21 protein-coding genes are annotated in these 25,335 nt (G+C 65.8%); 9 read left to right on the forward strand and 12 right to left on the reverse strand.

Going from position 1 to position 25,335, the window contains the following annotated elements:
* Positions 1-56: 56 nt before the first annotated feature.
* The 6 genes from ACR65J_RS18635 to dinB all read right to left on the reverse strand — a co-directional run bounded on the left by ACR65J_RS18635 (position 57) and on the right by dinB (position 6,447).
* Complete coding sequence (locus ACR65J_RS18635; protein ID WP_440171858.1) at positions 57-1,859, reverse strand: peptidoglycan D,D-transpeptidase FtsI family protein; 1,803 nt, start codon at positions 1,857-1,859, stop codon at positions 57-59.
* 48 nt (positions 1,860-1,907) lie between these two features.
* Positions 1,908-2,642, reverse strand: coding sequence for a cell division protein FtsL (gene ftsL / locus ACR65J_RS18640; RefSeq protein ID WP_440171860.1), 735 nt, complete (start codon positions 2,640-2,642; stop codon positions 1,908-1,910).
* The gene (gene rsmH, locus ACR65J_RS18645; protein WP_440171862.1) at positions 2,639-3,631 is read right to left on the reverse strand and encodes a 16S rRNA (cytosine(1402)-N(4))-methyltransferase RsmH; all 993 of its coding nucleotides are present in this window, start codon (positions 3,629-3,631) and stop codon (positions 2,639-2,641) included. The genes ftsL and rsmH overlap by 4 nt, the downstream gene beginning before the upstream one ends.
* 166 nt (positions 3,632-3,797) lie before the next feature.
* On the reverse strand, positions 3,798-4,226 hold the full coding sequence (gene mraZ, locus ACR65J_RS18650; protein WP_018763545.1) for a division/cell wall cluster transcriptional repressor MraZ: 429 nt from the start codon (positions 4,224-4,226) through the stop codon (positions 3,798-3,800).
* Positions 4,227-4,590: 364 nt separating this feature from the next.
* A complete protein-coding gene (locus ACR65J_RS18655; protein ID WP_440171864.1) occupies positions 4,591-4,962 on the reverse strand; it encodes an SCO2097 family morphological protein in 372 nt (123 codons plus the stop codon).
* A 252-nt stretch (positions 4,963-5,214) separates the two neighbouring features.
* Positions 5,215-6,447, reverse strand: coding sequence for a DNA polymerase IV (gene dinB, locus ACR65J_RS18660; protein ID WP_440171951.1), 1,233 nt, complete (start codon positions 6,445-6,447; stop codon positions 5,215-5,217).
* A 124-nt stretch (positions 6,448-6,571) separates the two neighbouring features.
* Between dinB and ACR65J_RS18665 the strand changes: the two genes are divergently transcribed.
* Together ACR65J_RS18665 and ACR65J_RS18670 are read left to right on the forward strand one after the other, a co-directional pair.
* Positions 6,572-7,096 carry a hypothetical protein gene (locus tag ACR65J_RS18665; protein ID WP_440171866.1) on the forward strand — a complete coding sequence of 175 codons (525 nt, stop codon included), beginning with the start codon at positions 6,572-6,574 and terminating at the stop codon, positions 7,094-7,096.
* Complete coding sequence (locus tag ACR65J_RS18670; RefSeq protein ID WP_440171868.1) at positions 7,093-8,187, forward strand: polyprenyl synthetase family protein; 1,095 nt, start codon at positions 7,093-7,095, stop codon at positions 8,185-8,187. The genes ACR65J_RS18665 and ACR65J_RS18670 overlap by 4 nt, the downstream gene beginning before the upstream one ends.
* 9 nt (positions 8,188-8,196) lie before the next feature.
* Here the strand turns inward: ACR65J_RS18670 and ACR65J_RS18675 are convergent, their stop codons facing one another.
* Entirely contained in the window at positions 8,197-8,550 is a 354-nt protein-coding gene (locus tag ACR65J_RS18675; RefSeq protein WP_324644755.1) for an Rv2175c family DNA-binding protein, read from the reverse strand.
* Between the two features lie 249 nt (positions 8,551-8,799).
* Here ACR65J_RS18675 and ACR65J_RS18680 point away from each other — a divergent pair, with 249 nt between their 5' ends.
* On the forward strand, positions 8,800-10,200 hold the full coding sequence (locus tag ACR65J_RS18680; protein ID WP_440171870.1) for a lytic transglycosylase: 1,401 nt from the start codon (positions 8,800-8,802) through the stop codon (positions 10,198-10,200).
* Between the two features lie 101 nt (positions 10,201-10,301).
* Positions 10,302-12,377 (forward strand): Stk1 family PASTA domain-containing Ser/Thr kinase, encoded by a 2,076-nt coding sequence (gene pknB, locus ACR65J_RS18685; RefSeq protein WP_440171872.1) that lies wholly within the window; start codon positions 10,302-10,304, stop codon positions 12,375-12,377.
* A 50-nt stretch (positions 12,378-12,427) separates the two neighbouring features.
* On the opposite strand, the gene ACR65J_RS18690 is transcribed toward pknB, so the two are convergent.
* Both ACR65J_RS18690 and ACR65J_RS18695 read right to left on the reverse strand, forming a co-directional pair.
* Positions 12,428-13,819 carry a class II 3-deoxy-7-phosphoheptulonate synthase gene (locus tag ACR65J_RS18690; RefSeq protein WP_159632253.1) on the reverse strand — a complete coding sequence of 464 codons (1,392 nt, stop codon included), beginning with the start codon at positions 13,817-13,819 and terminating at the stop codon, positions 12,428-12,430.
* A gap of 98 nt (positions 13,820-13,917) precedes the next feature.
* Complete coding sequence (locus ACR65J_RS18695) at positions 13,918-14,739, reverse strand: lysophospholipid acyltransferase family protein (protein ID WP_440171875.1); 822 nt, start codon at positions 14,737-14,739, stop codon at positions 13,918-13,920.
* Between the two features lie 110 nt (positions 14,740-14,849).
* Here ACR65J_RS18695 and ACR65J_RS18700 point away from each other — a divergent pair, with 110 nt between their 5' ends.
* The 3 genes from ACR65J_RS18700 to ACR65J_RS18710 are packed head-to-tail and all read left to right on the forward strand — an operon-like array spanning position 14,850 to position 16,986.
* Complete coding sequence (locus tag ACR65J_RS18700; RefSeq protein WP_440171877.1) at positions 14,850-15,638, forward strand: alpha/beta hydrolase; 789 nt, start codon at positions 14,850-14,852, stop codon at positions 15,636-15,638.
* Complete coding sequence (locus tag ACR65J_RS18705) at positions 15,635-16,432, forward strand: alpha/beta hydrolase (RefSeq protein ID WP_440171879.1); 798 nt, start codon at positions 15,635-15,637, stop codon at positions 16,430-16,432. Before ACR65J_RS18700 ends, ACR65J_RS18705 begins: the two co-directional genes overlap by 4 nt.
* Entirely contained in the window at positions 16,429-16,986 is a 558-nt protein-coding gene (locus tag ACR65J_RS18710; protein ID WP_440171881.1) for a hypothetical protein, read from the forward strand. Before ACR65J_RS18705 ends, ACR65J_RS18710 begins: the two co-directional genes overlap by 4 nt.
* A 28-nt stretch (positions 16,987-17,014) precedes the next feature.
* On the opposite strand, the gene ACR65J_RS18715 is transcribed toward ACR65J_RS18710, so the two are convergent.
* Positions 17,015-18,103: an ROK family glucokinase gene (locus ACR65J_RS18715; protein WP_440171883.1), complete on the reverse strand. Its 1,089-nt coding sequence runs from the start codon at positions 18,101-18,103 to the stop codon at positions 17,015-17,017.
* A 168-nt stretch (positions 18,104-18,271) separates the two neighbouring features.
* On the opposite strand from ACR65J_RS18715, the gene ACR65J_RS18720 reads away from it, so the two are divergent.
* Positions 18,272-20,080, forward strand: coding sequence for an AMP-dependent synthetase/ligase (locus tag ACR65J_RS18720; RefSeq protein WP_440171885.1), 1,809 nt, complete (start codon positions 18,272-18,274; stop codon positions 20,078-20,080).
* Positions 20,081-20,142: 62 nt separating this feature from the next.
* Here the strand turns inward: ACR65J_RS18720 and ACR65J_RS18725 are convergent, their stop codons facing one another.
* Complete coding sequence (locus ACR65J_RS18725) at positions 20,143-23,541, reverse strand: pyruvate carboxylase (protein ID WP_440171887.1); 3,399 nt, start codon at positions 23,539-23,541, stop codon at positions 20,143-20,145.
* A 301-nt stretch (positions 23,542-23,842) separates the two neighbouring features.
* Here ACR65J_RS18725 and ACR65J_RS18730 point away from each other — a divergent pair, with 301 nt between their 5' ends.
* Positions 23,843-24,661, forward strand: a complete 819-nt coding sequence (locus ACR65J_RS18730) for a ParA family protein (RefSeq protein ID WP_440171889.1) — start codon at positions 23,843-23,845, stop codon at positions 24,659-24,661.
* A 67-nt stretch (positions 24,662-24,728) separates the two neighbouring features.
* Here ACR65J_RS18730 and ACR65J_RS18735 read toward each other — a convergent pair whose 3' ends face one another.
* Entirely contained in the window at positions 24,729-25,322 is a 594-nt protein-coding gene (locus ACR65J_RS18735; RefSeq protein ID WP_440171891.1) for a MerR family transcriptional regulator, read from the reverse strand.
* Positions 25,323-25,335 lie beyond the last annotated feature (13 nt).

The raw sequence follows: 25,335 nt of genomic DNA on the forward strand, positions 1-25,335 counted from the left end.
GCCCCGGGCACTGTGATGCGCTGGATGCTGCTGGTACTGCCGGCGTGGAACAGCTGCTATTTGGCGTACTGGGGCATCCTGGCCGGTTCGCCGGTTGAAGGCTGGACGTTGTAGGTCCGCAGCGTCTGGCTCATGACGGACCGGAACACCGGTCCGTTCGTGATGCCGTAAATGCTGCCCTTCGGCCGCTGGAGCACCACCTCCACAATAAACCGCGGATCATCCATCGGCGCCATTCCCACGATGGAGGCGGTGTAGCCGCAGTAACCGGACTTGCCGTCGTCGCAGGGCGATTCGGAGGTACCGGTCTTGGCACCCACCCGGTAGCCGTCGATGCCGGCATCCTTGATTTCGCCCTCGGTGACGGCGCTTTCCAGGATGTCCTGGACCTGCTGGGCGGTACTGTCCGACACAATCTGCCGGGATGGCTGGGCCGGTACTTTCTCCTCAGTCCCATCGGCGGAAATGTAGGAGTCGATCAGCCGTGGCTGCAGCATGACGCCGTTGTTGGCGATGCTCTGGTAGGCCCGGACGGTCTGGAGTGTGGACTGCGATACGCCCTGGCCGAAGAGGACGGTGTACTGCTGGCGCCCGTCCCACTGGTCCGGGGGTGAAAGGATGCCGGAGGCCGTCGCGGGAAGTCCAATGTCCGGCGCCTCGCCAATGCCGAACTTCTTCAGCCAGTCGTAGCGCTGTTCCTTGCTAAGCCGCTGGCCTGCCATCACGGTTCCGGTGTTCATGGAATAGCCGATGATTCCCGCCAGCGTCCGTTCCTCCGTGCCGTGCGTGAAGGCGTCGCTGAACGTCTGGCCATCCACGGTGTAGGTGGGTGGAATGGTGAACCTGTCCAGTGGCTTGGCAAGGCCTTCATCGATCACGGCTGCGGCCGTCATCATCTTCTCCACCGAGCCCGGCTCATACGCTGCCGTCACGGAGCGGACGCCGCGGTCCTTGGCCGCCACCAGTCCGGGGTTGTTGGGGTCCGGGGAGTTGGTGTCCGCCAGGGCAAGCAGGTTCCCGGTTTTGGCATCCATCACGATGATGACGCCCCATTCGGCGCTCAGCTTGTCCGCCTGGCTCTGGATGGCCTGCTGGGCAAAGTACTGCAGGTCGGAGTTGAGGGTGAGTTTGACGTCCTCGCCGTTCCGGGGCGGGGTCAACTCGTCAAGGCCAACGGGGATGCGGAGCCCGTCGGCGCCGATCTCGAACAGGCGCTTGCCGTCCGTTCCCTTCAGCTTGTCGTCCTGCGTCTGCTCAATGCCGGCCTGCCCGGTGGTACCGTCCTGGAGGAATCCCACTACTCCCCCTGCAACGGCACCATTCGGATAAACGCGCTTGCTGACGCCCTCGGCAACGATGCCCGGAACCTGGAGCTTGGAGATCCGGTCCTCAACATCGGGTTTTACATCCTTGGCCACGATGTAATAGGGCTGCTGGCCGGTCACGGCGTCCCTGACAGCGTTGGTGTCCATGCCCAGGGCCGAGGCAAGTTCGGAGATTGCCTGGTCGCGGCTGACGTCCACCAGCTTTTCGTGGCCGTCAGTTTGTTCCAGCCGCTTGTAAGACTCGGTTTTGGTGTTGACCCGCTGGTCAACCACGATGTTGTAGCGGATCACGCTGTTGGCCAGGACGGTGCCGCGCGAGTCCAGGATGCTGCCCCGCTCGGCCGGCAGGATGGCCGACGTCATCCTGCTGTTCAGTGCAGCTTCCGCCATGCCGCCGACGTCCAGCCCCTGGACCAGGAAGAGCTTCCCGCCCACCACGAGCAGGAGGGTAAGCATGACGCCGAGCCCCAGCCGCAAGCGCTTCGTGGCGTTGGGTACCTTGCTTTTTCCTGCCTTGCCGGTCGTCTTCGCCACCGTGGATTTCCTTGCTGCTCGACGCTGTTGCCTGACGTGCCCGCCGGCCTACTGTCCGGGAACCTTCTGCTGCGGTGCCGGTACGGAGCCGCCGTGAAGTTCGGGGGCCGGCTTTGCCGCCGCTGCTGCGGCCTGCGCGGCTGCAGCAGCCTGGTTTGCAGCGGCTTGGGCGGCATCTGCGGAGGGAGCTCCAGCGTTCCCGGCGCCCGGCGCCGCGGCCTTGTCAGCTGCGGGCGCCTTGGGATCTGCAGCCTTGGACTCCGCATTCTTGGACTCAGCGCCCTTGGACGCCGGCGGCACAATCAGCTGGCCGGCCACGGCAGGCGACGGGATCACCGCTCCTGTTGCCGCGCCCTTGACTGCGGGGGTCGCCTTTCCTGTGACAGACAGGGTGGACAGGTCAATCTGGCCTTTCACCGTGGATGCCACCATGCCCAGCTCGGTGGCCTTGGCCGCGAGGTTTTGCGGGGCCTCATAGTTCTGCACTTGCTGGGTAAGGTCCTGGTTGGCCTTGGTCAGCGAGCTCTGCTTGGCACGCAGCTCCACCAGCTGGTACTGCGCGGTGGACACCGAGATGTTCAGGACCAGCACCGCAACCAGTGCTACTGCGAGCATCGCAAAGCACAGCACAACGAAAGGTGCACGCCGCTTCCGCGGGGCCGACCGGACCACGGAGAGCGGTGTACGGGCCTTTTGCGCCCCGCCCGGTTTGCCTGCCGGCCTGGCATCGGGCGCCGAGCTGCCGGAAACAACGGGAAAGTTCTTGACGGCGGCGGTGCTCATGCAGCTCTCCTGGCTCTGATTCGTTCTGCCGCGCGGAGCCTGGCGGAGGCGGCACGCGGGTTTTCGGCGATTTCGACGGCGGTGGGCACCTCGGTGCCTTTGGTCAGGGTCTTGAGTTCGGGCTTGTGTTCTTCCAGCTCCACCGGGAAACCCAGGGGCGCCGAAGACTTGGAGCGGGACTGGAAAACGCCTTTGACGATCTTGTCCTCCAGCGAGTGGTAGGACATGACCACGATGCGGCCGCCGAGGGCCAGTGAATCGACGGCGGCGGGAACCGCCCGTTCCAGGACATCGAGTTCTTCGTTGACCTCGATCCGCAAGGCCTGGAAGGTCCGCTTGGCGGGATGTCCGCCGGACTTCGCAGCGGAGGCTGGGACCACGGAACGGATCTGCTCCACAAGCTCCCCGGTGGTGGCGAATGGTTTGGCGGCGCGCGCTGCGACGATCCGGTTGGCAATCCGGCCGGCGAACTTTTCCTCGCCCCACTTCCGGATGATCCGGACCAGGTCTTCCTCGCTGTAAGTGTTCACGACGTCCGCAGCGGTTTGGCCCCGGCTGGTGTCCATGCGCATGTCCAGCGGAGCGTCGAAAGAGTAGGCGAAGCCGCGCTCACGCTCGTCAAGCTGCAGGGAGGAGACGCCCAGGTCCATGAGGATGCCGTGCGCTTCGGCGATGCCGAGGTCTGCCAGGACGTCCTGGATCTCGTCGTACACGGCGTGGACCAGGTCAGTGCGGGCGGTGAACGGCTCAAGGCGTTCGCCTGCAAGTGCCAGTGCTTCCTCGTCACGGTCGATCCCGATGAGGTGGAGGTCGGGAAACCGTTGGAGCATGGCCTCGGAGTGCCCTCCCATGCCCAGGGTGGTGTCGACAGCAACGGGGGTCTCACCGCGCAGCCTTGCCGCTTCGAATCCCGGTGCCAACAAATTGATGCACCGGTCGCGAAGGACCGGTACATGGCGTTCGGACGTGGGCTTGGGTTGATCGGTCATGCCTGGTCCTTTCCGCCGTCGTTGTCCCCTGTTGCTTCTGGGATCAGATCCCCATCCGCGCCTACCGTTCCGCCCGCCTGGCTCCGGGGAAGGTGAGCCAGGTTGGCAGCCGATGGGCCGGCTGGAGATCTCATCCAAGAAACCATCTGCCGCCCTGCTCCGGGATTCAGAGAATGCCCGGAATGGGATCGTCAGTTTCGGAAAAGGCCGTCTCCTTCTCCGCAAGGTATTCATTCCAAGCCTGGGCGTCCCAGATCTCGGCGCGGGTACCGGCGCCGATAACGGCAAGTTCCCTACCGAGTCCTGCATACTCCCGGAGCGCCGGTGGAATAGTCACGCGCCCCTGCTTGTCAGGTACCTCGTCCGAGGCTCCAGAGAGAAATACGCGGATGTAGTCACGTGCCTGCTTGGAGGAGATTGGAGCCTCCCGCATCTGCTCGTGAACCCGTGCGAATTCCTTCTCGCTGAAGACGTAGATGCAACGCTCCTGGCCCCTCGTGAGCACCAGCCCGCTGGCAAGTTCCTCACGGAACTTAGCGGGGAGAATGATCCGTCCCTTTTCATCCAGACGCGGCGAGTGAGTGCCCAGAAACACTGGCCCACCGCCTGTCCGCCGTCAGGAACTGCACATCCCCTATGTTGCAACCACCCTCTTATGTCCTCCACATTACTCCACTTTCCACCACAGTCAACGCAAAACCGCCCCGCGCAGGACCGGAATATGGGAAAAAGGCCTTGAATTACCGCGGATTGGGCCCGGTGGTGGGAAGTGGAGGAAGTTTCACATCGGCTGGGGCGTCGGAATTCCGATCAACCGCCGGCATGGAGCGAATTTCCCCGAAATTGCCCTTTAAATGCGAAAAGACCCGCCGGAGCGGATCTTTTCGCATTCCCCTGCTGCCAGGGGGAGCGAAATGGAGGAGGCGGGAGCCGGAAAGCGGCCGGCCTCCCGGAGTTGCTTAGGGCTCTCCCCTGCGGCGCTCGTCCCAACGCTCTTCCAGGCTGCTCATAAACGAACTGCGCTGCTTTCCGGGTTTGCCGCTGCCGGCCTTGGATCCGGCCTTGCCGCGGGAGCTGCGCATTGTGGCGAAGTACACCCCGCCGCCCATGACGACGAAGCCCAGCACTCCTACAAGGATGTTCTGGAAACTGACGCCCACCAGCAACAGGAAGACGCCGGCCAGCGCGCACAGGACCCCAATGACCACATGCCTGGTTGACCATGAACGCCCCGGATCCGAACCCATTGAGTTCGCAAATTTCGGGTCGTCCTCGTGAAGCTGCTTTTCAAGCTGCTCAAGCAGCTTCTGTTCGTGCTCCGACAGCGGCATCACGACCTCCTTTTGTAGGCCAACGTCCGGGCTGATCCCAGCCACTACTTCTACTCCGTAGAACGCCTGCTGTTGCTGGAAAGTTCCCGCCCGGCCGGCTTTGGCCAAAGCAGGAACCCAGCATGCGGTCGCGGGAGCGGGAGCATGTCCAAGAGGGTCCGGCAGTAAGTCCATTCACTCGAAACTATGTACCTCTAAGGATAGATTGTTGAGGGCTGATCTGAAAGACGGCAATGACTTCAGGGGCCCCTGTCAGGCGGGCCGTTGCGTGCTGTCGCCCGGCCGGTTTTCCGGCTCCATGAGGCGTGCCGGGAGGACCGACTTGTTGCCGAATTTCCGGGCCACCTCGTCCAGCGCCTGCTCCGCGGCACGCCAGTTGTCATCCCTGCGGTCAATGCTCAGCTGGAGAGAGGTCCGGGCCGCTTCCTCGAGCTGCTCGGCCCGGACACCTACCAACCGTACGGTCATGGCCCTGGCCCCCAGGGACTCCAGGAGCTGGACTGCCACCGCATAGATGAGTTGGGCGCTGTCCACAGGGGTCTGGACGGTCCTGCTGCGGGTGATTGTGGAAAAGTCGGCGAACCGCAACTTCAGGGCGACGGTCCGGGCCACCATTCCAGAGCTCCGCAGACGGCCCGCCGTGCGGTGGGAAAGCCGCAGCAGTTCCCGGCGAAGGAGGGCGTCGTCGTCGGTGTCCGTGGCAAAGGTCTCTTCCGCCCCGATACTCTTTTCCAACCGCACCGGCGTCACCGGACGGGGATCGATGCCCCATGCAAGCTGGTGAACGTGCTCTCCCGTTGCGCCCAGGACCTTCTTCAAGGACGACACCGGAGTTTCCGCAACGTCGGCCACGGTTTTGATGCCCATCTTTGCCAGCACCTCTTTCGTTTTGGCACCAACGCCCCAGAGTGCGCCCACGGGCAGGCTATGAAGGTAAGGAACGGTCTGGTCCGGCCCGATGAGCAGCAGCCCGTCCGGCTTGCACCGGGTGGATGCGATCTTGGCAACGAACTTGGTCTCCGCGATCCCCACCGACGCAGTGATGCCAAGTTCCGCTGCGACCCGGCGGCGGATCATCTCACCGATTCCCCTGGGCGGGCCCAACCTCCGGAGTGCTCCCGTGACATCCAGGAAGGCCTCGTCAACGCTGAGGGGCTCGACGAGGCCGGTGATGGATTCGAAGATGGCCATCAGCTGCCCCGACACCTCGTAGTAGAGCTTGTGCCGCGGTTCGATCACCACTGCCTGCGGACACATCCGCATTGCCACGGCCATGGGCATCGCTGATTTGACCCCGAAGGCCCGGGCCTCGTAGGAACCGGAGAGGACCACCGAACGCTCCCCAGGGAAGCCGACGATCACGGGCTTGCCGCGAAGTTCGGGCCGCGTGCGCAGTTCCACCGAGACAAAGAACGCATCCATGTCGACGTGCATGATGCACGTGCGCCGCCGGCCCGGAAGGCGCGCGGCGGATGCCTGGTTCATACCTGCGGGCCCCACGGCTGCAATCCTATCGGTTGGTAGGGACTGCCCGGGTTTGTCAGGAGAGCATTTCAGGCTGGCTAAACTGGAGGCTGGTTCCGCCAACAACACCAGGAGGAAAGTCTTCGTGACGGCTATTGGATACTTCAAGCCAGCTGGCCTGGCCGCGCTTGCCGCTGTTGGGGCGCTTGTCCTGGCTGCCTGCAGCCAGGCACCGTCCGGACAAGCTGAGCCGTCCCAGTCCGCTTCCATTGCCGCAACCCAGTCAGCCCTGACGGCTTCACCCAGCCCCTCGGCGTCGCCCAATACCTCCGCAACCGTGGGTGCCATGGTGGCGGGCTTTCCGCAGCAGCTCCTCCCGCTGATGACCGGCGCAACGGTTGTCTCCAGCAGCTTCGACAAGGCCTCCTCCCCTTCGACCGCCGCACTCGTCGGTACGGTCAGCGCCCCCACCGCCTCAGTCATCGACTTCTACAGCAAGGCGTTGGAGGGCCAGGGGTTCAAGGCCGTGCCCGGGGACAAAGTGGGCGGAGTGGCATCCAAGGATTTCGTCCGCGGGGACAGCGAGACTGTTAACCTCTCGGTCGTTGAAGCCGCCGGCGTTTCCACCTTCACCATCGGTGCCAACGTGGCAGCTGAGTCTGCAAAGTGACGGCCGCCGAGCAGCTGAGGAATGAACAGGCCGGCTTCGTAGCAGGGGTGGCTGGTGAGCTCACAGGTTTCCTGACGGCCCGGCAGGCCGTCATGTCCGGCATCTCCCCTGATATCGAGCCCATCATGGGGTCGATCTCCAATCTGGTCACCGGCGGCAAGCGCCTCCGAGCCTTGATGTGCTACTGGGGCTGGCGGGGTGCAGGCGGCGAGGCGGGGGCCGGCGAGGTGGTTACGGCCGGTGCTGCGCTCGAGCTGTTCCAGGCGGCCGCCCTGATCCACGATGACATCATCGACCGTTCGGATACCCGGCGGGGCGGTCCCAGCGTGCACCGCCGCTTCAGCCAACTGCACACCGCGCAGGGCTGGGCACTGGACAGCGAACGGTTTGGCCAGGCCGCTGCCATACTTGCGGGCGACCTTTGCCTGTCCTTCAGCGAGGAGGCGTTCACGGACATCGGCGAGCGGGCTGCCTCGGGAAGCCGGGCCCGGTTGATCTTCAACCTCATGCGGGCAGAGGTGATGGCCGGCCAGTACCTGGACATCCTGGAAGAAGTAGCAGGTCCGGTCCGGGACCGGGCAGGTGCCGTCGGCAGGGCACAGTCGATCATCCGGTTCAAGAGCGCCAAATACTCCACGGAACACCCTTTGGCCCTGGGCGGAGCCCTGGCTGGAGCCTCGAATGAGTTGCTTCGGGGCTATTCAGCTTTTGCCCTTCCGCTCGGTGAAGCCTTCCAGCTCCGCGACGACGTCCTGGGCGTGTTCGGGGATCCGTTGACCACGGGCAAGCCGGCGGGCGATGACCTGCGCGAAGGAAAGCGGACGGTTCTGGTGGCCCTCGCCCTGGACCAGGCTTCGCCGGAGGAATCGGCCTTCATTGATGCCAGCCTTGGCAGCCCGGATCTTTCGGACGCTGACATCCTGGAAATCCGGCGGATCATCGAGGATTCCGGAGCGCTGCAGGCTACTGAGGTCCTCATCAGTGAATTCGGATCCGCGGCATTTGACGCCCTGGACGGACTCGAATTGGAAGAGCTGCCCAAAACCGCCCTTCGGAGGCTGGCCGAGGTAACGGTCAGCCGAGCCTCCTGAGCCGGTCCGTTACCAGGCCAGGGTCTGGGCCCTGCGCCTGATTTCCGTCTTGCGGCCTTCCCGCAGGGCGTCAATGGGGCGGCCGCGCAACGATTCGTCTTCGGTGAACAGCCAGACGATGAGGTCCTCGTCTGAGTAGCCGGCGTCCGCCAGCACCACGATGGTTCCTTTAAGGCTGTCCACTACCTGGCCGTCCTGGATGAACTCGGCGGGTACCGAACGGATTTTCCGGTCGCCCACGCGCAACGCCGCCAGGGAACGCTCGTCAATCAGGCTGTGCACCTTGGTAATTGAAACATCCAACAAACGGGCGACGTCGGGCAGCGGCAACCACTGGCCCACCAGGTTTTCTACATTACTCACGGATCAAGGTTGCCACGCCGTCCACCCCGCCGCCTAGTCGGAGCAATTCATTCCGCCCCTGGCCTGCGGACACTCCCGAAAAGAAGCCATTACGGGAATTCCTAAAATTCTTGTGCTATCAGCAAATTCATGAGAGATTCACACACATCACATTTGTAACACGGATAACTTAAGTCACAGTAGTATCAAGATTGACAGCGGCATCCCCGCCCGCGTCCGCACCCGCAGTTGAGAAGAGGATTCTTTCCGATGACGATGTCCCGCTCGCCCAAGCAGCCCCCCAAGCCGAGTCTGCCGATGATTGCCGCAACCACTGCGGCGCTGCCAGCGGTCGTACTGTCATCCTTGGCCCTCGCCCAGCCGGCCGCGGCCCAGCAGCCCGCACGGAATATTCCGAGCAGCCTTGCAGCAGCGATGAAGGCCCAGGCCGCAGCGAAAGCGGCGGGCAGCGTAATCCCTGCCGCTGTTGTCTCCACCACCATTCCCGCGGCCTTCCAGCCCACGCAGCCGGCTGCGCCCGCTGAGTACACGATCGTCCGCGGTGATACCGTCAGCGCCATCGCCGGACGTTTTGGCCTCAGCACCGGAGACATCCTGAAGCTGAACAACCTTCAGGCCAACACCATTATTTACCCCGGCCAGAAGCTCAAGCTTTCCGGCTCGGCGGAGCCTGCGGCTCCGGCACCCGCCGCTGCCCCTGCGCCCGCAGCCCCGGCCCCGGCCGGCGGCGCAACTTACACGGTAAAGCCCGGTGACACCCTTGGCGCCATCGCCGCGAAGCACAACGTGTCGCTTTCGGACGTCTTTGCCTGGAACAACCTCTCGATGCGCTCCATCATCTATCCGGGACAGAAGGTCAAGGTGGGCGGCGGCGACGCCGCGCCTGCACCGGCAGCGCCTGCACCGGCCGCGGCCCCGGCCCCGGCGGCACCGGCACTGGCCAACACCACGGCACCGGCCACGGGCTCCTACACCATCAAGGCCGGCGATACGCTCTCGGCCATCGCATCCCGCCACGGCGTCAAGCTGTCGGACCTGCTCGCCGCGAACAAACTGGGTATGACCACGGTCATTTATCCGGGCAGCAAACTGGTGATTCCCGGCGGCTCCGGCCAGGCGGCCGCGCAGCCCGCAGCGGCAGCACCCCAGCCGGCAGCCGCTCCGCTGGTGCCCAGTTCCTTCCTGGGGTTCAGCTACCCCGCCGCTGTGGTCAGCTCCGCCAACGAGAACAAGGCCCTGCTGAACGCCTCCCCCGTCCCCTCACGGGATGAGATGAAGAACATCGTTGCCGACACCGCGCGCCGCATGGGTGTGGATCCCTCCCTGGCCATGGCTTTCGCTTTCCAGGAATCCGGCTTCAACCAGCGGGCAGTGTCACCGGCGAACGCGATCGGCACCATGCAGGTCATTCCCAGCTCCGGGCAGTGGGCGTCCGACCTTGTTGGCCGGAAGCTGAACCTGCTGGACCCGTACGACAACGCCACGGCCGGCGTCGCCATCATCCGGCAACTGCTGGCCACCAGCAAGGACCAGGACACTGCGATTGCGGGCTACTACCAGGGCCAGTACTCGGTGAGTAAGTACGGCATGTACGACGACACCAAGGCCTACCTGGCGGCGATCAAGGCACATCAGAAGAACTTCAGCTGAGCTGCTGCCACTGACCAATATCTGTTTGCGGGTCCGAACCGTTACCGGTTCGGACCCGTTTTCATTTCGGACGCGTTTTGCTGCGGGATTAGGATCGTAGGGTGCAGGAACACGTGTCAGACCCAGTTGTAGGGACGCTGGTGGACAACCGCTATGCCGTCACCTCCAGGCTTGCCCGTGGCGGGATGTCCACCGTCTACCTGGCCATTGACCAAAGGCTGGACCGTGAGGTGGCGCTCAAGGTGCTGCACCCCCACCTCGCCGCCGACGAAAACTTCCTGGGCAGGCTAGGCCGTGAGGCCAAGGCAGCCGCCCGCCTGTCCCATCCGCACGTAGTGGGTGTTTTGGACCAGGGCAACGACGGCAATACCGCCTATCTCGTTATGGAATACATCAAGGGCCACACGCTCAGGGACGTCCTCAGGGACAGGGGCGCCCTGCCACCCCGGCTGGCGCTGGCACTGATCGACCCTGTGGTGGAGGGGTTGGGTGCGGCACACGCAGCCGGCTTCATCCACCGCGACGTGAAGCCCGAGAACGTCCTGATCGCCGACGACGGCCGGATCAAGATCGGGGACTTTGGCCTGGCCCGTGCCGTCACCAGCTCAACCAGCACCGGGGCCCTGATCGGGACAGTGGCCTACATCTCGCCGGAACTGGTCCTTGGAAAACCGGCGGATGCGCGCAGCGACGTCTATTCCGTGGGCATCATGCTGTATGAAATGCTGACCGGGAGCCAGCCGTTCGAGGGCGAAGTACCCATCCAGGTGGCTTACCAGCACGTCAACGGTACGGTGGGACCACCGTCGGATCTTGTCCCCCGGCTCGCCGCCGAAGTGGATGAACTGGTGCAGTGGTGCACCGCCAACGATCCCGAGAACCGGCCGGTGGACGGCAACGCGCTGCTCCAGGAACTGCGCCACATCCGGACCAACCTCACCGACGCGGAGCTGGACCTGCAGCCCCCGGCAGCGGCAGCGGCCGCGTATCCGCACCAGACCGAGGTCCTGGGCCGCGCCAGCAATCCGACAACCCTGATGCCTCCCTCCCGGCCGGCTGCCCCCGCCTACCCGCCGGGGCAGTACCCGACAGCCGATTTCCCGACCGAGCACGTGGCCCACCATCAGCGGCCCGGACTTACGCTGCCCGACGACGACGATGCGGACAGCGGCTGGTCTCCCCCGCCACCGCGGCTGGGCAAGCGGGCGCAGCGGAAAGCCGACCGGGAAAGCGAGAAGCTGCGCGCGCTGGCCGCCGCCACAGCGGTGCGTACCCTTCGGGAAGGAAATCCGCGCCGCCGCGGCCTCATATGGGTGGTGGTCCTCATCCTCGCGGCCCTGCTGGCCACGGGCGCCGGCTGGTTCTTCGGCATGGGGCCCGGTGCCGCCGCTGCCGTTCCTGCAGTGGCCAACAAGACAGTGGCCCAGGCCCAGCAACTGCTCGACGGGGTGGGCTTCCGCTCCACCACGAGCGATGTCTTCGACGACGACGTGCCGACCGGCCTCGTGGTGGGCAGCGAACCCGCCGCGGGGACGGAAATCCGGAAGTTCCAGCCTGTCTCACTGCTGGTGTCGAAGGGGCCCCAGCTTTTCCCGTTGCCAAAGCTCACCGGCGGGAGTTTGGACGCAGCAAAGACCGTCCTGAATGCGGCGGAGATGGCGCTGGGGACGGTCGCCGAAAAATTCGATGAGGAAGCAGCTGCCGGAGCCGTCCTGTCCCAGGATCCCGCTGCCGGCACCCCTGCCCGGCACGGTACTCCCGTAGGACTTGTGGTTTCCAAGGGCCCGCAGCCCATTGCCGTTCCGTCGGTCGTGGGAAAGGCCGAGGACGATGCCGTGGCTGCGGTTGAGGCGGCAGGCCTCACCGCTGAGGTGGCCCCTGATGAGGTGTTCGACCGGAACGTTCCGGAGGGCGCCGTCGTCAGCCAGTCCCCGCCCAATGGGACGCTGGCCAGGGGCGGCACGGTCACCCTGACCATCTCCAAGGGCCCCAGGATGGTTGCCGTCCCCAGCTTCATCGGCAAGCAGGCATCGGAGGCACGCAAGGCGCTCGAGGCACTGGGCTTCCAGGTCCGGGTGAACAACATCCTGGGCGGCTTCTTCGGCACCGTGCGGGACCAGTCGCCGGTGGACCGCGAGGTCCCGGAAGGCTCGGTCGTCACCATCACGGTGGTGTAGTCAGGGTGGGCAGGCATCGCCTGCCCACCTTGAACCGTTTGGCTTTGTTCCTAGTGCTTGGCGAGCGCGCCGGCTACCAGGAAGGCCATTTCGAGTGACTGCATGTGGTTCAGGCGGGGGTCGCAGACAGACTCGTAGCGGTCCAGGAACGCATCCTGGTCTATCGGGTCGGCGCCGCCCAGGCACTCGGCGACGTCGTCGCCTGTCATCTCCACGTGCAGGCCGCCCGGTACGGTCCCCAGCCCGTGGTGCACCTCGAAGAAGCCGCGAACTTCGTCGATGACGTCGTCGAAGTTCCGCGTCTTGTATCCGTTGGGTGACGTGACCGTGTTGCCGTGCATGGGGTCGGTGACCCACAGGACCTGCGCCCCGGAGGCGGTGACCTTCTCGACGACGGCAGGCAGCTTCTCGCGGATGTTGCCGGCGCCCATGCGGGTGATGAAGGTGAGGCGGCCGGGCTCGCGGTCCGGGTCGAGCTTGTCGATCAGGCGAAGGGCGTCATCACCGGTGGTGGACGGGCCCAGCTTCACGCCGATGGGGTTGCGTACCCGCGAGAGGAAGTCGACGTGGGCGTGGTCGAGTTCCCGGGTACGCTCGCCGATCCAGAGGAAGTGGGCCGAGGTGTCGTACGGGAAGCCGGTGCGGGAGTCAATGCGGGTCAGCGCGCGTTCGTAATCCAGCAGCAGTGCCTCGTGGCTGGCGAAGAACTCCACCCGCTTGAGGGCTTCGAAGTCTGCGCCGCAGGAGTCCATGAATTTGATGGCACGGTCAATGTCGCGGGCCAGCGACTCGTAACGGGCGTGGGCGGGGTTTTCGGTAAAGCCCTTGTTCCACTGGTGCACCGAGCGCAGGTCCGCGAAACCACCCTGGGTGAAGGCGCGGATGAGGTTCAGGGTGGAGGCCGACGTGTGGTAGGCGCGCAGCATGCGCGCGGCGTCGTGGCCGCGGGACTCGGGAGTGAAGTCGTACCCGTTGACGATGTCGCCGCGGTAGGCGGGCAGGGTCACGCCGTCGCGGGTTTCGTCATTGGAGGAACGGGGCTTGGCGAACTGGCCAGCCATGCGGCCCATTTTGATGACCGGCATGGCGGCGCCGTAGGTAAGCACCACTGCCATCTGGAGGATGGTCTTGACGCGGGCGCTGATCTTGTCAGCCGTGGCTGCCTCGAAGGTCTCGGCACAGTCGCCGCCCTGCAGCAGGAACGCCTTGCCCTGGGCGGCGGCAGCCAGCCGCTCCCGCAGGACGTCCACTTCACCCGCAAACACCAGCGGCGGAAGGACCGACAGTTCCTTCACCGACGCCTCAAATACATCCCGGTCCTGCCAGCTGGGCTGCTGGGAGATGGGAAGGTCCCGCCAGTGGTCCAGTCCGGGATAGTTGGCCGCTCCGCTCTGGGCGGTGCTGGACAGAGAAAAGGCTGGTTTTGCAGATAGCTCAGTCACCCTCTAAGACTAGCGGCAGGGCGGCAGCGGCGGGCACCGGACCGTCACGCTGTCCGCTGTCCCCGTCATAACTGCCGCGCGGCCGCCGGCAGGTTCCGCTACCCCGTGGCCTGCGTGCCGGCGTCGTCCTCCATACCAGGATGTGCCGACGCCGTACCGGAGCCGGCGTCCGGGACGAACCCGCCGTCGGAGGCCGCCGGGGCGGCAAGGGGCTCAGCTGCGGCCCGGGGTTCCTCAGGCTTGCCGGCGAGCCGCAGCTTCACTACGGCTGCGTATTCATCCACGTACTCCTGGCCGGAGAGCCGCAGCAGCTGGGACATGATCTCGTCCGTGACCTTGCGCTGGACCGTCCGGTCCTCCGCCTGCTCCCGGTACTGGCTGAAATCCAGTGGCTCGCCGAAGATCATGCCGATCCTGCGGATGTTCGGCAGCCGTTTGCCGATGGGCTGCACCTTGTCCGTGCCGATCATGGCCACGGGGATCACGGGGACGCCTGCCTGCAGCGCGAGCCTGGCCACGCCCACCTTGCCCCGGTACAACCGTCCGTCAGGGCTTCGCGTGCCCTCCGGGTAGATGCCCAGCAACCCGCCTGCGTTGAGCACTTCCATCCCGGCGTTCAGCGACGCGGCGGAAGCAGCGCCTCCGGAGCGGTCCATGGGCAGTTGGTTGGTGAGGCGGAAGAATGCGGCCGTAAGCCTGCCCTTGATGCCGGTTCCAGTGAAGTATTCCGACTTGGCGAGGAAGACCACGGGCCGCCGCACCATGAGCGGCATGAAGATGGAGTCGGAGAACGACAGGTGGTTGGAGGCGATGATGGCGGCCCCCTGCGCCGGAATGTTGTCCAGGCCCTTGACCCAGGGCCTGAAGAGCAGCTTGATCACCGGACCGAGGAAGATCCTTTTCATGACCCAATAGAACACGTGGTGAACCTCTCCGGAAGGCAGCCCCAGGCCCTGCGTCGGGCCTGGCCAGCGATTCAATGCAACCCTACTCTAGTGAGATTTGGCTGGAACAGTGACACGATGGAGTCATGACTGAAAGCAGCACCCCGCCCCGTCCGGCCGCTTTCAGTTATCCAGGCCACGGGGCCAACGCCCGCATCGGCGTAGCCATCTGCCACGGTTTCACAGGCAGTCCCCTGAGTGTCATGCCGTGGGCGCAGCACCTCGCAGATCTGGGATACGCCGTATCCGTCCCCCTGCTGCCGGGGCACGGAACAGACTGGCGCCAGCTCGCAGCCACAGGCTGGAAGGACTGGTACCGCAGCTATGAAGAGGCCCTCCTCGACCTGGCCGGCCGGACGGATTCATGCTTCACCGCGGGCCTGTCGATGGGCGGTGCCATCGCCCTCCTCGCGGCATCCCGCCACCCGGTGGCCGGGGTCAGCGTTGTCAACCCCGGCCTGAGCTTCTACGACCGCCGGGTGCGGATCATCGGCCTCCTCAAGTACTTCCAGCGGACCACGGTCCCCATCCAGGAGGACCAGCCGACGGCGCCTGCGACGAACGACGGCGACTACTCGCTGACCCCGCTGGCTGCCGTGCATGAACTCAAGAAACTGTTCCGCGCCGCCGTTCGCGGCCTGCCAGGTGTTGACGCCCCCGTCCAGGTCTTCAAGTCCCGCACCGACGCCGTGGTCCCGCCCACCTCACTGGCACTGCTGCAGAAGGGGCTGGGCGCCAACCTCGACGAGGTGACGGAGCTTGCCAGCAGCGGACATGTGGCTACTCTGGACGTTGACGCGCCCGCGATCTTCGCCAGGTCCGGAGAATTCGTCGCCGCCCACGCCCGCCGCACCAGTACCTTGGAGACGCCATGACCTCCGGTCCGGACCACAGCCCGTTCACCAGCGCCTTCAGCGGCGAAGGGGCCAGCACGGGGGTGGTCCTCTCCCACGGCTTCACGGGCAGCCCGCATGGCCTGCGCGCCTGGGCCACGGCGTTCGCAGCAGCCGGTTTCGCCGTCCGGATGCCGCTGCTGCCGGGCCACGGGACCACGTGGCAGGATCTGGCCCGCACCCGCTGGCAACAGTGGCACGGCGCCCTGGATGACGCCTTCCTGGAACTGGACGCCGAGTGCGACCAGGTCTTCGCGGCCGGCCTCAGCATGGGCGGGGCGCTGGCCCTGCGCATTGCGGCCACCCGGCCCGTCGCCGGAGTGCTCCTGGTGAACCCCGGCCTGGTGATTGACGATCCCCGGGCGCCCTTGGCAGGAATCCTGAAGCTGGTGCTCAAAAGCACCCCGTCGATCGGCAATGACATCCTCAAGGCAGGGATGGATGAAGGCGCCTACGCGCGCACGCCCGTGGCCGCTGCCCATGAACTGAACAAGATGTTCAGGGACACCGTCCGGCTCCTTCCCCGGGTTACCGCCCCTGTACAGGCCTACCGCTCCACCGTGGACCATGTGGTGTCGGATGCCAGCATGGACGTCCTCAGGCGGGGGCTGACGCATGCTCCGCTGGAAGTGGTGCGGCTCGAGAACAGCTACCACGTCGCCACCCTGGACAACGACGCCGACCGCATCTTCGAAGGGTCCGTGGACTTTATCAAGCGCGTCCTGCAGGACGCGCCCGCCGGGGTACGCGGGACCGGGACAGGAGGTCCGCAGTGAACAGGCCTGACTCCGACCAGCCGGACCAGGGCGCCAACCAGGACGACGCCGTGTGGCTGGACCTGGTGGCCAGGCTCGAATCGGACACAGTTGCGATCCGCCCCGATTCCCCCGCCCCCGGGGAACAGTTGCCAACCGGACCGGTTGCTGCGGCGCCGGAGCCCCCGGCACCGCCCACCTTCCGCGACTTCGATCCCCTGGGCCTGGCGGGAACGCAGCCCGCGGAGAGGCCCCCGGCGGAGCGCCGGACGCGGCCCGGGGATGGGACGGACGGGCCCGGAGAGGGGCCCCGGGACTACGAGGTGGACGACGACGGCGAGGAGTTCGTGCCGGAGGAACCGCCCAGCCTGGCCGGCACCGATCCCCTGACCATGCTCGCGTGGCTCGGCGCCGTCGGCGGCCCTGTCGCGCTGCTGCTCTCCGCCATGTTCTGGCGGTCAGCGCCCCTGCTGGCCGTCGTTGGCATCGTTGCGGTGTTCGTGCTGGCCACGGTGTACCTGATCATGAAGCTGCCCCAGGAAAAAAACGGCGACGACGACGGCGCCCGGGTCTAGCTTCCCGCCAGCCATCCTGCCGTCGTCGTCAGCTGCGGACGCGGCTGCTGACGCGGGAAAGGTCAGCGGCCCCGATAAGGCCCGCGTTGGGGCCCAGTGCCGCTAATTCGATCCCCGCAGCCGGACGGAATCCGCGCCCAGTCAGGTTCCGCGCGAAGGCCTTGCGGGCCGGCTCCACCAACAGGTCCCCCGCCGAGCACAGGCCGCCGCCGATAACGAACAGACCCGGGTCCAGTGCCGCTGCCAGGTTGGCCAGCCCGAGCCCCAGCCATTCGCCGACCTCCTCAATCAGCTCCCGCGACGCGGGGTCGCCGGCCAGGGCCAGTTCGGTCACAATGGCGCCGGTGATCGCTTCGGGATGTCCGCCCACGGCTGCCAGCAGGTCTTGGGCCATCGGCGAGTTGGACCGGGCCAGGAGCCTCGCCTCCCGTCCCAGCGCGTTGCCCGAAGCATATTGCTCCCAGCAGCCGCGGTTCCCGCATTCGCAGCGGTGGCCGCCCGGCATGATGATCTGGTGGCCGAACTCCCCTGCCACGCCGAACCGGCCGCGTTCCACCCTGCCGTCCATCACCATGGCGCCGCCGATGCCGGTGCCCAGCGTGATGCAGACAAGCCGGTCCTCCCCTTGACCGGCACCAAAGCGCCACTCAGCCCACGCTGCGGCATCGGCATCGTTGGTCAAGAGCACCGGGCGGCGGAGGAGCCGCTGGAGGTTCTCGCGCAGGGGCTCGTTGCGCCAGGCCAGGTGCGGGCTGAAAAGGACCGTTCCACCGGCAAGGTCCATCCAGCCCGCGGCGCCGATACCCACCGACCAGATGCGGTGCCCCCGGCCCAGTTCCTCGACCAGTTCCACGATGACCTGCTCCACCGCGCGTGGATCCGTTCCGGGGGTGGAGCGCCGGGCCTCGTTGAGGATCCGGCCTTCCGCGTCCACCACGCCTGCGGCGACCTTGGTTCCCCCGATGTCGATTCCGATGGCCAGTCCCTTGCGGCCCAGGCGGAGGTGCCCGCCCGTGCCGCCATGGAGCTGTCCGACACGGTGGGCGGCGGGACGGCGGCGCCACGGAGCGGGTCTTTTCAGGGGGCCGGCCTGATCGCCGGGCAACGGTCCGTACATAGTCCACCATTCTAGGCGGGCAGCAAGATTGTCTTGACATACACCCCTTCATAGCGCCCATTGACGGCTAAGTTACTCACCAGTAGGTTTATGTACTGCACTGTTCCGCCCGGGGTACTAGTCTTTAGGCAACCCCTGCGCGGGACTTCAGATATCAAAGGAGCTATAGTGCGCGAATTCAGTGTTCCGCCCCTGGTTGTTGTCCCACCCGAAACCAACATCACTGACCTGGTGTTGCGCCAGGCGGGCAAGGCCAGCAACCCGGCACTGTTTTCCCGCCTGGATTCGGCGGGCTCGTGGCGCGACGTGCCCGCCACCGAATTCCTGGCCGACGTCAAGGCCCTGGCCAAGGGGCTCATTGCCAGTGGGGTCGGCGCCGGTGACCGTGTGGGCATCATGTCCCGCACCCGCTATGAGTGGTCTCTCGTGGATTTTTCCATCTGGTTCGCGGGAGCGGTTTCGGTTCCCATCTATGAAACCTCTTCCCCTTCCCAGGTGGCCTGGAACCTGGGTGACTCCGGCGCGGTGGCCGCCTTCGGCGAGTCCGCCCACCACGAGAACGTTATCCGGCAGGCCGTCACTGCCGAAGGCCTGACGGAAGTGCAGCACGTATGGCAGCTTGAGGGCCAGGGCCTCGATAGCCTGCGCGAGGCCGGCAGCGGCGTCAGCGACGAGGAACTTGAGTCCCGCCGCAGCGCAGCGGGACTGCGGGACGTGGCCACCATCATCTATACCTCCGGCACCACGGGACGCCCCAAGGGCTGCGAGCTGACCCACGGCAACTTCGTGGAACTCTCGGACAACGCCCTGGCCATCATCGGCGAGATTGTCCACGAGAAGGCCAAGACCATCATGTTCCTGCCGCTGGCCCACGTATTTGCGAGGTACATCTCGGTGCTGGCCATGGCAGCCGGAACCACGGTGGCCCACACCCCGGACATCAAGAACCTCCTGGCCGACCTGCAGAGCTACGAACCGACGTTCATCCTGGCGGTGCCCAGGGTCTTCGAGAAGGTCTACAACTCCGCGCTGACCAAGGCCGAGGACGGCGGCAAGGGCGCCATCTTCCACCGGGCCGCCGAAACTGCCATCGCCTTCTCCAAGGCCCGGCAGGAAGGACGGGTAGGTCTGGGCCTGAAGCTGCGGCACGCGTTGTTCGACAAGCTGGTCTACGGCAAGCTTCGGGCGGCCATGGGTGGACACGTTGCCCATGCGGTATCCGGCGGCGGCCCGCTGGGCGAGCGGCTGGGCCACTTCTTCCAGGGCATCGGCCTGCAGGTGCTGGAGGGATACGGGCTCACCGAAACCACCGCGCCCATCACGGTAAACACCCCATCACGAATCAAGATCGGCTCCGTGGGCAAGCCCCTGCCGGGCAACGCCGTCAAAATTGCCGACGACGGCGAGATCCTGGCCAAGGGAGTCTGCGTCATGCGCGGCTACTACCAGCGGGACGACCTCACCACCGAGGCCTTCACCGATGGGTGGTTCCACACCGGGGACATCGGCAAGCTGGATGACGAAGGTTTCGTCTGGATCACCGGCCGCAAGAAGGAAATCATTGTCACCGCAGGCGGCAAGAACGTCATCCCGGCCCTGTTGGAGGACCAGATCCGTGCGGACGCCCTCGTATCGCAGGTGCTCGTGGTGGGCGACAACAGGCCCTTCATCGGGGCCCTGGTCACCCTGGACCAGGAAGCCCTGCCGGGCTGGCTCCAGCGCCACGGGCTCCCGGCGGACACCACCCTGGAGCAGGCAGCGGCCAATCCGGTGGTCAAGGCAGCGGTGCAGGACCTGGTCACCGCGGCCAACACCTCGGTCTCGCAAGCCGAGGCCATCAAGTCCTTCCGCATTGTCCCGGCCGACTTCACCGAAGCGTCCGGACACCTGACACCGTCCATGAAGGTAAAGCGGGCACAAGTAATGAAAGACTTCGAAACCGTCATCGAGGAAATGTACTCGGCCCCGCGTTCCTGACCCGCCACAAACGAAAGGGTCCTTCACAACGTGAAGGACCCTTTCGCCGTTTCCGGAACTTCTTACTGCTCGATGACCAGCAGCAGGTCTCCGCCCTGGACCTGCTCCACCGCGGAGATGGCGAGGCGGGAGACCTTGCCGGCTACCGGCGTCGTGATGGATGCTTCCATCTTCATTGCCTCAATGGTGGCCACGGTGTCTCCTGCCTTGACCGTCTCCCCCGGCTTGACGGTGACGGTGACTGCCCCGGCGAAGGGAGCGGCCACCTGGCCGGGCTGGGCGGGATCGGCTTTCTCAGCGGCCTTGACGTTGCTCACCACGGAGCGGTCGCGCACCACCACGGGCCGGGACTGGCCGTTGAGGGTGCACATGACGGTGCGCATGCCCTTCTCGTCCGGCTCGGACACGGCTTCCAGGGACGCGATCAACCTCACGCCACGCTCCAACTGGATCTCGTGCTCGGTGCCGCGCTGGAGCCCGTAGAGGTAGTCGCGGGTGTCAAGGACCGAGATGTTCCCGTACGTCTCCACGCTCTTCAGGTAGTCCTTGGTGGGGCCGTCGAAGAGCAGCCGGTTCAGCGTGTGCTGGCGGGTCTTCGAGTCGGACTTGAGCGCAGCACTGTCCTCTGCGCTGAGCTCCACGTCCCGGACTTTCACGCTCCTGCCCTGCAGGGCCTTGGTGCGGAACGGCTCGGGCCAGCCTCCGGGAGGATCACCGAGCTCGCCGGACAGGAAACCGATGACGGAGTCGGGGATGTCGTAGTTCTGCGGGTTTGCTTCGAAGTCGGCGGGATCCGCGTTGAGTCCCACCAGGTGCAGTGCGAGGTCGCCCACCACCTTGGAGGACGGCGTCACCTTCACCAGGTGGCCGAGGATGCGGTCAGCTGCCGTGTACATGTCCTCGATCGCCTCGAACTGCTCCCCCAGGCCCAGGGCCATGGCCTGCTGGCGCAGGTTGGAAAGCTGCCCGCCGGGGATCTCGTGCTTGTACACGCGGCCGGTGGGGCCGGGCAGTCCGGACTCGAACGGCGCGTAGACCCGCCTGACTGCTTCCCAGTACGGCTCAAGTGAACTGACGGCATCGAGGCTGAGGCCCGTGTCCCGCGGCGTGTGGGCCAGGGCGGCAACAAGGGCCGACGCCGACACCTGGCTGGTGGTCCCGGCCAGCGACGCCGACGCCACGTCCACGGCATCCACACCGGCGTCGACAGCCGCCAGGAGCGTGGCCAGCTGGCCGCCCGCGGTGTCGTGGGTGTGCAGGTGGACGGGCAGGTCGAAGCGCTCGCGCAGCGCCGCGACAAGCTTGGCGGCGGCAGCGGGCCGCAGCAGCCCGGCCATGTCCTTGATGGCCAGGATGTGGGCTCCGGCGTCGACGATCTTCTGCGCCAGCCCCAGGTAGTAGTCCAGGGTGTAGAGCTTCTCTTCCGGGTCCAGCAGGTTGCCGGTATAGCAGAGGGCCACCTCCGCGACGGCAGTGCCGGTGGCGCGGACGGCGCGGATGGCAGGAGCCATCTGGCTGACGTCGTTCAGGGCATCGAAGATGCGGAAGATGTCGATGCCCGTGGCGGCAGCCTCATTGACGAAGGCTTCGGTGACCTCTTCCGGGTAGGGCGTGTAGCCCACCGTGTTGCGGCCACGCAGCAGCATCTGGATGCAGACGTTGGGCATGGCCTGGCGCAGGGCGGCAAGACGGTCCCAGGGGTCCTCGCCCAGGAAGCGCAGTGCCACATCGTACGTGGCGCCACCCCAGGCCTCGACGGACAGCAGCTGCGGCAGGAGGGCCGTCACGGCGGGGCCGGCGGCGACAAGGTCGCGGGTGCGGACACGCGTGGCCAGCAGCGACTGGTGGGCATCGCGGAAGGTGGTGTCCGTGACGGCGACGGCGGTCTGCTCGCGGAGCGCCTTCGCAAAGCCCTCGGGGCCCAGCTCAAGGAGCTTCTGGCGTGAGCCCGGGACTGCCTGCCTGTCCTTGACCTCGGGCAGCTTGTGGGCGGGGTCTGAATGCAGGGTCAGGTCGCCGTTGGGCTTGTTGACGGTCACGTCGGCCAGCCACGTGAGGAGCTTGGTGCCGCGGTCGGCCGAGACCCGGGCCTTGAGCAGTTCCGGGCGCTGGTCGATGAAGTTCGTGGCGACATCCCCGGCAATGAAGTCGGGGTCGTCAAGCACAGCCTGCAGGAAGGGGATGTTGGTGGAGACACCGCGGATACGGAACTCCGCCAGGGCGCGGCGGGCGCGGGCAACCGCAGCCGGGTAGTCCCTGCCTCGGCACGTGAGCTTGACCAGCATGGAGTCGAAGTGGGGGCTGATCTCGGCACCGGAGTACACCGTGCCGCCGTCCAGGCGGACACCGGCACCACCGGCGGAACGGTAACCGGTGATCTTTCCGACGTCGGGCCGGAACCCGTTGGCGGGGTCTTCCGTGGTGATGCGGCTCTGGAGGGCGGCGCCGCGAAGCTTGACCGTGTCCTGCGAGAGGCCCAGGTCGGCGAGCGTCTCACCGGCGGCGATCCGCATCTGGGCCTGGACCAGGTCCACGTCGGTGACTTCCTCGGTGACCGTGTGCTCCACCTGGATGCGGGGGTTCATTTCGATGAAGACGTGCTGGCCTGCCCGCTCGCCCTCGGTGTCCACGAGGAACTCCACCGTACCGGCGTTGACGTACTTCAGCGCCTGGGCGAACTTCACCGCGTCCCGGTACAGGGCCTGGCGGATGCTGTCGTCCAGGTTGGGGGCAGGAGCGATCTCGATGACCTTCTGGTGCCGCCGCTGGATGGAGCAGTCACGCTCGAAGAGGTGCATGACGTTGCCCTCGGCGTCCGCGAGGATCTGAACTTCAATGTGCCGGGGGCGAAGGACCGCCTGCTCCAGGAACATGGTGGGGTCACCGAACGCAGCATCAGCTTCGCGCATGGCCGACTTCAGGGCTTCGGGCAGTGCCTCGCGGGTATCCACCCGCCGCATGCCGCGGCCACCGCCGCCGGCCACTGCCTTGGCGAAAATGGGGAATCCGATCTCATCGGCCGCGGCCAGGAGCTCATCCAGGTCCTTGGACGGCTCGCTGGACTTCAGGACCGGTACGCCGGCCGCGCGGGCAGCCTTCAGGGCCGCCACCTTGTTGCCGGCGAGCTCCAGGACTTCGGCAGGCGGACCTACAAAGGTGATGCCCGCTTCCTTTGCCGCGCGGGCCAGTTCCGGGTTTTCCGAGAGGAAGCCGTAGCCGGGGTAGATGGCGTCTGCCCCGGACTCTTTCGCAACGCGGACCACCTCAGCCACGTCCAGGTATGCCCGGACGGGATGTCCTTCCTCGCCAATCAGGTAAGCCTCGTCCGCTTTCTGGCGGTGGATCGAGTTACGGTCCTCTTGGGGAAAAACGGCAACGGTCTTTGCGCCCAGCTCGTAGCCGGCGCGGAAGGCCCTGATCGCGATTTCGCCGCGGTTGGCCACCAGAACTTTGGAAAACATACTTCTCCTGCATCATTGCGGGTGGATCGATGAGTGGTCACAGTGTCTAGGACCTGCAAGGCCAAACACAAATCTTTGTGGCCACGGTCACAGATTTTCCCGTCATGTCCCGAACGCTTTTAGCCTGGCTGGCGGAAACCGCCCCGGCAGCATAGTCGGTGCCATGCCGACGCCCGATAAAGCAGGATTCGCCGACGCATCAACATATGATGAGTAGGGCGGCAGGACCGTCCGGCTTCGGCTCTGCCGAGGCAAACATTACCCCCAACACGGCATCCGGCGTTAGGTTTTGGTCTCTCAAGTGCAAGTAGTCAGCATCAGCAGCCTCAAGGGTGGAGTCGGCAAGACTTCCGTCACCACAGGATTGGCGTCTGCGGCGCTGGCCGCAGGAGTCCGCACGCTGGTGGTGGACCTGGATCCGCACGCCGACGCCACGACCGCCCTGGGCGTGCAGCCGGGTGACCAGTTGGACATCGGCAGGATGCTGAAGAGCCCGCGCCGGGCGAAACTGGCGGAAAACGTGGTGCGGAGCAGTTGGGCTGACCGTGCCCCCTCCAACGGCTCCGGCCCCGCCGTCCTCGATGTCGCCGTCGGCTCTGCCTACACCGGAATCTATGACCGGCCGGACCTGGGCCGCCGCGATCTCCGCCGGCTTTCCGCCGTACTCGCCGCCGCCGACGGCTATCAGCTGGTCCTGGTCGACTGCCCTCCCTCACTCAATGGCCTGACGCGCATGGCCTGGGCGGCGAGTGACAAAGTTGCCCTGGTTGCCGAGCCCGGGCTGTTCTCGGTGGCCGGCACCGAACGCACTATGAGGGCCATCCAGCTGTTCAGGCAGGAGTTTGCGCCGAATCTTTCACCGGCAGGAATCGTGGCGAACCGGGTCCGGAGCGGCTCCTCTGAGCACACTTACCGGCTGGCGGAGATGGAGTCCATGTTCGGCGACCTCCTGCTCAGCCCGCGCATTCCCGAACAGGCCAACTGGCAGCAGATCCAGGGCGCAGCCCACCCCGTCCATCATTGGCCCGGCGATTCCGCCAAGTCCGCGGCCGGCTTGTTCGACGACCTGCTGTCCACCCTGATGACTGCAGGATCCGGCCTGCGCAGCCGCGCCCGCTAGGAACACGTTTTAATGAGTAAGGGCCACGCTCCGTCCGGAGCGTGGCCCTTACTCATTAAATTCTGCGTCAGCTGATCTTCCGCGCTGCCCGTCGCTTGCTTAATTCGTCGTCCGGAAAGGACTGCTCCGCGGCGTGCTCACTGGGCAGCGATGCAAGGCTGCCCTCGACTTCGCGCCATACCCGCCCCACGGCAATGCCAAAGACACCTTGGCCACCCTGGACCAGGTCAATGACCTCATCGGCGGAGGTGCACTCGTAGACGCTGGCGCCGTCGCTCATGAGCGTGATTTGGGCCAGGTCCTCAACGCCGCGCTCCCGCAGGTGTTCCACGGCGCTGCGGATCTGCTGCAGGGAAACTCCGGTGTCCAGGAGGCGCTTGACCACCTTGAGCACCAGGATGTCCCGGAATCCGTAGAGCCGCTGCGAGCCTGAGCCGGCAGCACCGCGGACTGCGGGCTCAACCAGGCCGGTGCGTGCCCAGTAATCGAGCTGCCGGTAGGTGATGCCTGCGGCCTTGCAGGCGGTGGGGCCCCGGTAGCCGGCGTCCTCGTCCAGTACCGGCAGGTCTTCGGTGAACAGGAGGCCCTGGGCACCGCTCACGGGCACAGCAACACCAGCCGTGGGCTGTTTAAGCCCGCCTGCTTCGCCTTTGGGACTCACCTGGATCCTCCTT

It is taken from the genome of Arthrobacter sp. SAFR-044, assembly GCF_059414985.1.

Coding starts and splice junctions, on each gene's coding strand:
- ftsL (WP_440171860.1), bottom strand. CDS start 2,642: ATGAGCACCGCCGCCGTCAAGAACTTTCCCGTTGTTTCCGGCAGCTCG.
- rsmH (WP_440171862.1), bottom strand. CDS start 3,631: ATGACCGATCAACCCAAGCCCACGTCCGAACGCCATGTACCGGTCCTT.
- ACR65J_RS18655 (WP_440171864.1), bottom strand. CDS start 4,962: ATGCCGCTGTCGGAGCACGAACAGAAGCTGCTTGAGCAGCTTGAAAAG.
- dinB (WP_440171951.1), bottom strand. CDS start 6,447: ATGAACCAGGCATCCGCCGCGCGCCTTCCGGGCCGGCGGCGCACGTGC.
- ACR65J_RS18680 (WP_440171870.1), top strand. CDS start 8,800: ATGACGATGTCCCGCTCGCCCAAGCAGCCCCCCAAGCCGAGTCTGCCG.
- ACR65J_RS18700 (WP_440171877.1), top strand. CDS start 14,850: ATGACTGAAAGCAGCACCCCGCCCCGTCCGGCCGCTTTCAGTTATCCA.
- ACR65J_RS18705 (WP_440171879.1), top strand. CDS start 15,635: ATGACCTCCGGTCCGGACCACAGCCCGTTCACCAGCGCCTTCAGCGGC.
- ACR65J_RS18715 (WP_440171883.1), bottom strand. CDS start 18,103: ATGTACGGACCGTTGCCCGGCGATCAGGCCGGCCCCCTGAAAAGACCC.
- ACR65J_RS18725 (WP_440171887.1), bottom strand. CDS start 23,541: ATGTTTTCCAAAGTTCTGGTGGCCAACCGCGGCGAAATCGCGATCAGG.